This window comes from Sulfuricurvum sp. (genome assembly GCF_030691015.1).
GTDB lineage: Bacteria > Campylobacterota > Campylobacteria > Campylobacterales > Sulfurimonadaceae > Sulfuricurvum.
This window is the reverse complement of sequence record NZ_JAUYFF010000008.1, coordinates 182,154-188,555: the sequence shown is the minus strand read 5'-3', so window position 1 is coordinate 188,555 and position 6,402 is coordinate 182,154. Positions and strand designations below refer to the sequence as shown.

The window sequence follows — 6,402 nt, the reverse complement described above, 5'->3', positions numbered from 1 at the left end:
GCGGTGCGTTTAGCATCAACGTCCCTGGATCGGTCTTGGCGGCGAACAGTGCGATCAGCGCCAGCGTCACCACCACAACGGGTGATATCAACGGCGAAGCGAGCGCGACCGACAGTGCGACCTACAGCGTCGATACAAGTGCTCCAGTTATTACAGACCAAAGTTTCAACTATGCGGAAAATCAAACTGCAGGTGCAACTGTTGCTAACGTAGCAGCCAGTGATAATGTCGGAATTACTAGCTTTACCTTTACGGCGACAGGAACTAACACCTCCGCTGACGGTTTTTATCAAATCGATAACAGCGGACAAATCACTATAACTGCGGCGGGTGCTGCTTCTGTGGTAAACGACTTCGAACAAGGAACTAATAGCGGAAACTACGGTGTCACAGCGAAAGATGCGGTAGGAAACGTCACCGATGTGACGATTATATTAGGAGAAACTAACATTAATGAAGCTCCAAAATTTGGAACGTTTACTGCGTCTTCATCCGTTTCTGAAGAAGGACTTATCAACGGTATTGCTGATACGACAGGGACACCGAGTGACACAACGAATTCTACAATTGCAACAGGCACGTTTAATATTTCAGATATTGATAGCACTATTAGCTCTGTAGTGCTAGGAACTCCGTCGGCTGCATTGACATCGAATGGGTTAGAGGTAACATGGAGCGGTATTGATACGAATACTTTGATCGGTAGTACAACTGCCGGAGAGGTTATTCGCATTAATATTACCAATACGGGAGCGTATACGGTTACTCTGAGTGATACCATAGATCATGCAACGGTAGATGTTGAGGATATTAAATCATTCAACGTTAGTGTTACTGTGTCTGATGGTGCCCTAACAGCATCTGGAACTTTGAGTGTTACGATTGAGGATGATGCGCCGCGTGCAATTGCAGATACGGCATCAATAACAATCGCTACCGTTGGCACGACGGTGAATGGAAATGTTCTAACCAATGATTTGGGTGCTGATATGCCGGGCAAAGTAACCGGTATCGTCTATAACGGTACTACTTATGCGCTAGATAATAACGGTAATGCAACCATAACAACTGAGAATGGTTCCTTGAACATCAATCAAAATGGTGCATACACATACACGTCTTCGCTTTCTTCCTCTATCGGTGGAAGTGGTTTAGCTCCTGCATGGACAGGGACAGGATTGTATGCATTTAAAGAAAACCCAACAGGGGCAGAAAGCCATTATTTCACTTATGATACGGCGACATCAAGTTATATTAGACCACAAACGCTTGATTTGAGTGCTCCAAGTGGAACCATTGCGTATCAAATCAATGGATTAGGAGTTGCAGGGGGAACTGGAAATGCGGATTATATCAATGCCGATACCAATGAACCTGAGGTCTTAGTTGTTGATTTCGAACACGCTATTACTGATCTAACCTTGGGCATGTACAGCGGAACCAATCAACAAAGCGGTTCAGGTTCTAACGGTGAAGTTTATTGGGTTGCGTATGATAGTAATGGACACTATGTCGGAGAAGGCTTAACCAATGTATCATCAAAAGATTTCAGCGTAGCTGTCAATCCGGAAGGAACCTTCCAATACCTAGCTATTTTTTCACACGGTGCAGATAACGACGGCGTAAAATTTTCTCTAAAAAGTGCAACAGGAATCAGTTATGCTGAGGGCAATGATACTTTCACCTATCTTATGCAAGATGCGGATGGTGATACTGCAACGGGACAAATCGATGTGACGGCAACTTCCAGCGTCGATACGACCGCACCGGTGATAGCAAACCAAAGTTTCACCTATGCAGAAGGTCAAACTGCAGGTGCAACCGTTGCTAACGTAGCAGCCAGTGATAATGTCGGAATTACTAGCTTTACTTTTACGGCGACAGGAACTAACACCTCCGCGGATGGTTTTTATCAAATCGATAACAGCGGTGTCATCACTCTCACCACGGCGGGAGCGGCTTCAGCAGTGAACGACTTCGAACAAGGAATCAACAGCGGAAACTATGCTATCAACGCCAAAGATAGTGTTGGTAACATGACCACTGCGACGATTACGCTCAATGAGACAAATATTGATGAATCTCCAACCATTGTTTCTTCGTATACGTCACTTACTTCATCTCAAGAAAAAGTTGGGAGCGATTATGGAGACTTAATGTTACGTGATTTCCCTACGGTACACGAAGGGCAGACCCTGTCATCGGCTCAACAGATCGATGTTGGTGAGATAATCCTACAGACGACACAAGATATATCGGTTAAATTTATCTCAGAAGGTGCCGGATTTAAAAGCTCTTTCGGATGGTACACTATTGCAGAAGACGGAACCATTGGCAATATGCAAATTATTTGGGATAATGCATCCGCAACAGGAAGTGGAGGTTCATTGATTCCCAATGCCTCAACTGTCAATCTAGGTTCAATCACAGAAGGGACGAAGATAGGATTCTTTCTTATTGCAGATGGTTATACAGATGGTGTGAGAGCAGGTCAGACATTAAATGTTATAAATTCTTCTACAGGAAATTCGGCTACCATCTATGATCAAGAGACACCGAATCTATATGCAAACGGAACATTGGTCAATAATCAATCGACAGCAGATTTAGGACAGATTTACTTTTTAAGCTATTCTAATTTGAACCGTGACGATCGAGTTCATGCTATCGGCGGTAGAGGAAGTACTGATGGCATGTTAAAAATCGGATTCGAAGATTTGTATGGCGGTGGAGATCAGGATTTCGAAGACATTGTTTTTGAAATCAATCTGGGTACCGCGACGATGAAATCATTAGCATCAGGATGGTTAGGAGATGTCGTCATATCTGATCCGGATAGCGAAAATTTAACCAGTTCATCTGTAGCTATTACTACTAATTATCACACTGGTGATGCATTGAAACTTGATCCTATGTATTCGATTGACGGAAATGGAAATGTACTTCTTAACGGTATAGATACCGGTATTAATTCATCTGGATTCAATAGTATTACCGGAATCTTGAATTTCACAGGAACCGCATCGTTGAGTGTCTATTCTGAACTGCTCAGTTCGATTAGTTTCCAGACCGATTCAGGCATTAACGGTACCAGAGAGATTCAATTTAGCGGGATCGATGATCAAGGAAATGAGAGTAATTTTAATGTCATCGAGTACACGATAACTGCTCCGACCGGTTCTACCCTCAACGGCAGTAGCGGAAATGACACTATGAACGGAACAGAAGGTGATGACACGATATACGGTAACAATGGAAATGATACGCTTAATGGGGATAACGGAAATGATATTTTAGTCGGAGGCTCAGGATCAGATAAATTATTCGGAGGTTTTGGCAATGACACATTGATTACCGATTTGGTTGCAACGCGTATAGATGGCGATAATACCTTGACGGGAGATAATATTGTCAATTCGATTGATGGAGGCGCCGGAACAGATACCCTTATTTTTACGGGTGACACCAATATCAATTTTAAAGCACTAAGTTCTAATAATAATCCGATTGCTAATATCGAAATCATAGATTTATCACAAGGAAATCATCAGCTAACCAATTTGTCATTGTCCGATGTGATCGATATGACAGACAGCAATCATACGTTAACCATCGTTGGTGATAGTGCAGACAGTGTCAATATTCCGCAGACTAGCGGTAATTACTCGGTAGCAAAAGCTATTGATGGCGGGTTTGATGTTTATACGTATAGTAGCAATGCAGGCGATCCAACTGTTACTGTGAAAATTGAACAAGATATTACACACTCGTAGTGAATTACGCTAAAATAAAAGGATGAAAAAAACGCTCACCCTTTTCTTCATTACGGCGGCACTTGCTGCCGTACTCCTTAGCTCTCCCGAATTCTCTATTACCAAAGTTTTTTTAGATAAAATTGAGCGTGAATACGGTGCTTTTGCAAAGAGAAGAGCTTTTGCTCTTGTGCAGATGATGAATGAATCACGTGACGTAGATGAGATGGAGAAGCTTGAAAAAGTGAACGAATTTTTCAATCAAACCCCATACGCTTCGGATAAGGCGATATGGGGGGAGAGTGATTATTGGGCGACACGGTATGAGTTTATCGGTAAAGATAAAGCCGATTGCGAGGACTATGTTATCGCCAAATATTTTACCCTTAAAGAGCTGGGAGTTCCTACTTCCAAACTCTTTATGACCTATGCCAAATCGATTCGGTACAAAACAGCCCATTTAGTACTCACGTACTATGAAACTCCCCGTTCTGTCCCGTTGGTTTTGGATAATTACAACTACAAAATTCTCCCTGCATCACAGCGTAATGATTTGATCCCGATTTACAGTTTCAGCGGGGATGAACTGTTCAATGCCAAGCAGGCACAAATCGGCAAAATGGTTCCGGCGTCAACCCGCCAAAAACGCCCATGGAATGAATTATCAATAACAAGGTCAAAGGAATAAAAATGAGTTTATTTAAACAACTGGTGATAATGCTGAGCCTCTTTTTAGCGGTGATTTTAGTCTCGGTTATGGTGTTGAATTTTCGCTCTGCCACCGAATTTGCCCAAAATCAGCTTTATAATGATGCCAAAAATACAGCCCATTCTCTCGGACTTTCACTCTCAAAAGTTGCCGATTCCTCCGATACGTCGAGTATGGAGACGATGATCAATGCGATCTATGACAGCGGATATTATCAAAGTATACGTTTAGTCGATGTCGATGGAAAAGAGGTCTATACCCGAGAAAATGATGTTTATGTCAGTGATGTACCTCAATGGTTTATCGATATGGTACCGATTTATAATGCGAGTGCATCCAGCGATATTATGATAGGATGGAGCCGTTTCGGCACACTCGAAGTAAGCGCACATACGGGAAATACCTATCGACAGCTTTATTCAACCTTGATCGATTTGGTACAAACGTTTTTAATGATTGCCATTGTCGTGTTTCTGACTCTGTATGTGCTCCTAAGTGTGAGTCTTCAATCACTCAAGCGAATTAAGAAACAAGCGAAAGCCATTCTTGACAACGAATTCATTATTGAGAAAAAGATCCCTTTTACGACCGAATTTCGGTCGGTTACAACGGCTATGAATGCAATGGTCGAAAAAGTAAAAGATATTTTTGAGAGAGAAAATGAGACGCTGTTACGTTATCATGAACTTCTCTATAAAGACTCGGAAACCAAACTTCATAACCGACGTTATCTTGCCGCAAAACTTCCTGATTATCTTCAGTCGGATGCATCGTTATCTTCGGGAACTTATGTAATGGTTAGTTTGGATGAGATAGATCGGCTAAAGCGTGAGAAGGGGTATGATCGCTATAACATAGTTATTAATGCTCTTGCTGAAGCGTTGAATGCGCACTTAGGTTCTTTTCGACATGCATTGATCGCGAGACTCAATGAATCTGATTTTTTCGTCGTTCTTCCCGCGTGTGAGATACATTCGATTACCCCTCAAATTGAAAATGTTATTTCCAAAGTCGCTCAGGTCATAGTGGGAATAGACCGTGAAATTTTAGATTATTTACTCATCGGATGCGGAATCGGAACGTATAGTGAAAATGATACGCTGAAAGCACTTTTTTCTCGTGCCGATCATTCAGTGATCCAGGCAAAACAATGTGGGCAGTTTGTGGTTGAAGAAAACCAAGTCAATGATAGTGCTTTGGTGCTTGGACGTGACGAGTGGCGGGAAGAGTTGCTTAAAAGTCTAGAAGAATCACGGATGCTTTTGGCATTTCAAAGTGTCGTTGAACAGCGTGCTGACACCCTCAGTGTATTACATGAGGAGATATTTTTACGTTTGCTTGATCGAGAGGGGACAATCCATTCAGCCGGATATTTTATCCCTGTTGCGACGAGTTTGGGGCTTATCGATACCCTTGATCGCTATATGATCGAAAAAGTCCTTAAGCATATCAAAGATCACCATCCGATTACTCCGTTGGCACTAAACCTGAGTGGTGATTTTGTGAAAAAATACGCCAATATACAGTGGTTGAGAGAAGAACTGGAAAATTTTAATCGTCATAATGACTTGGTGTTGTGGTTTGAAGTGAACAATACCACAGCACTGAATGAGCTTGAAGCAGTATCCGCTATTAGTGCTATGGTTAAAAGGTTCGGTTATCGTTTCGGGATTGACCATTTTACGATCCCTGAAGCGGGAGCGCACTATCTTCAAACCATTCGACCTGATTACGTGAAAGCCAATTGTGCCTATTTGCAAGATATGATGTTCGATCAAGATACGGGAAAAAGCAGAGAGAGTTTTAACAACGTCATCCGTAGTCTCGGGATTTCGATTATTGCGATAAATATTGAAGAGGCTCAGGATGTTGAACATTTGAAAGCACTTGGAATTGAACAATTCCAAGGTTCATTCATTGCTCCCGTAGCACTGTTGTAGC

Annotated in this window: 3 protein-coding genes; all 3 read left to right on the top strand. The window is 42.2% G+C overall.

Annotated features, from left to right (window positions below):
* The coding region (locus tag Q8O20_RS07340; RefSeq protein ID WP_305530632.1) for a DUF4114 domain-containing protein at positions 1 to 3,773 on the top strand (3,773 nt) is incomplete at its 5' end.
* Positions 3,774 to 3,795: 22 nt separating this feature from the next.
* Positions 3,796 to 4,440 carry a transglutaminase-like cysteine peptidase gene (locus Q8O20_RS07335; protein ID WP_305530631.1) on the top strand — a complete coding sequence of 215 codons (645 nt, stop codon included), beginning with the start codon at positions 3,796 to 3,798 and terminating at the stop codon, positions 4,438 to 4,440.
* 2 nt (positions 4,441 to 4,442) lie between these two features.
* Positions 4,443 to 6,401, top strand: coding sequence for an EAL domain-containing protein (locus Q8O20_RS07330; protein ID WP_305530630.1), 1,959 nt, complete (start codon positions 4,443 to 4,445; stop codon positions 6,399 to 6,401).
* The last annotated feature ends 1 nt before the right edge of the window (position 6,402 follow it).

What these genes read in the sequence shown, in the direction of transcription:
- Q8O20_RS07335 (WP_305530631.1), top strand. Translation starts at nt 3,796, where the DNA reads ATGAAAAAAACGCTCACCCTTTTCTTCATTACGGCGGCACTTGCTGCC.
- Q8O20_RS07330 (WP_305530630.1), top strand. Translation starts at nt 4,443, where the DNA reads ATGAGTTTATTTAAACAACTGGTGATAATGCTGAGCCTCTTTTTAGCG.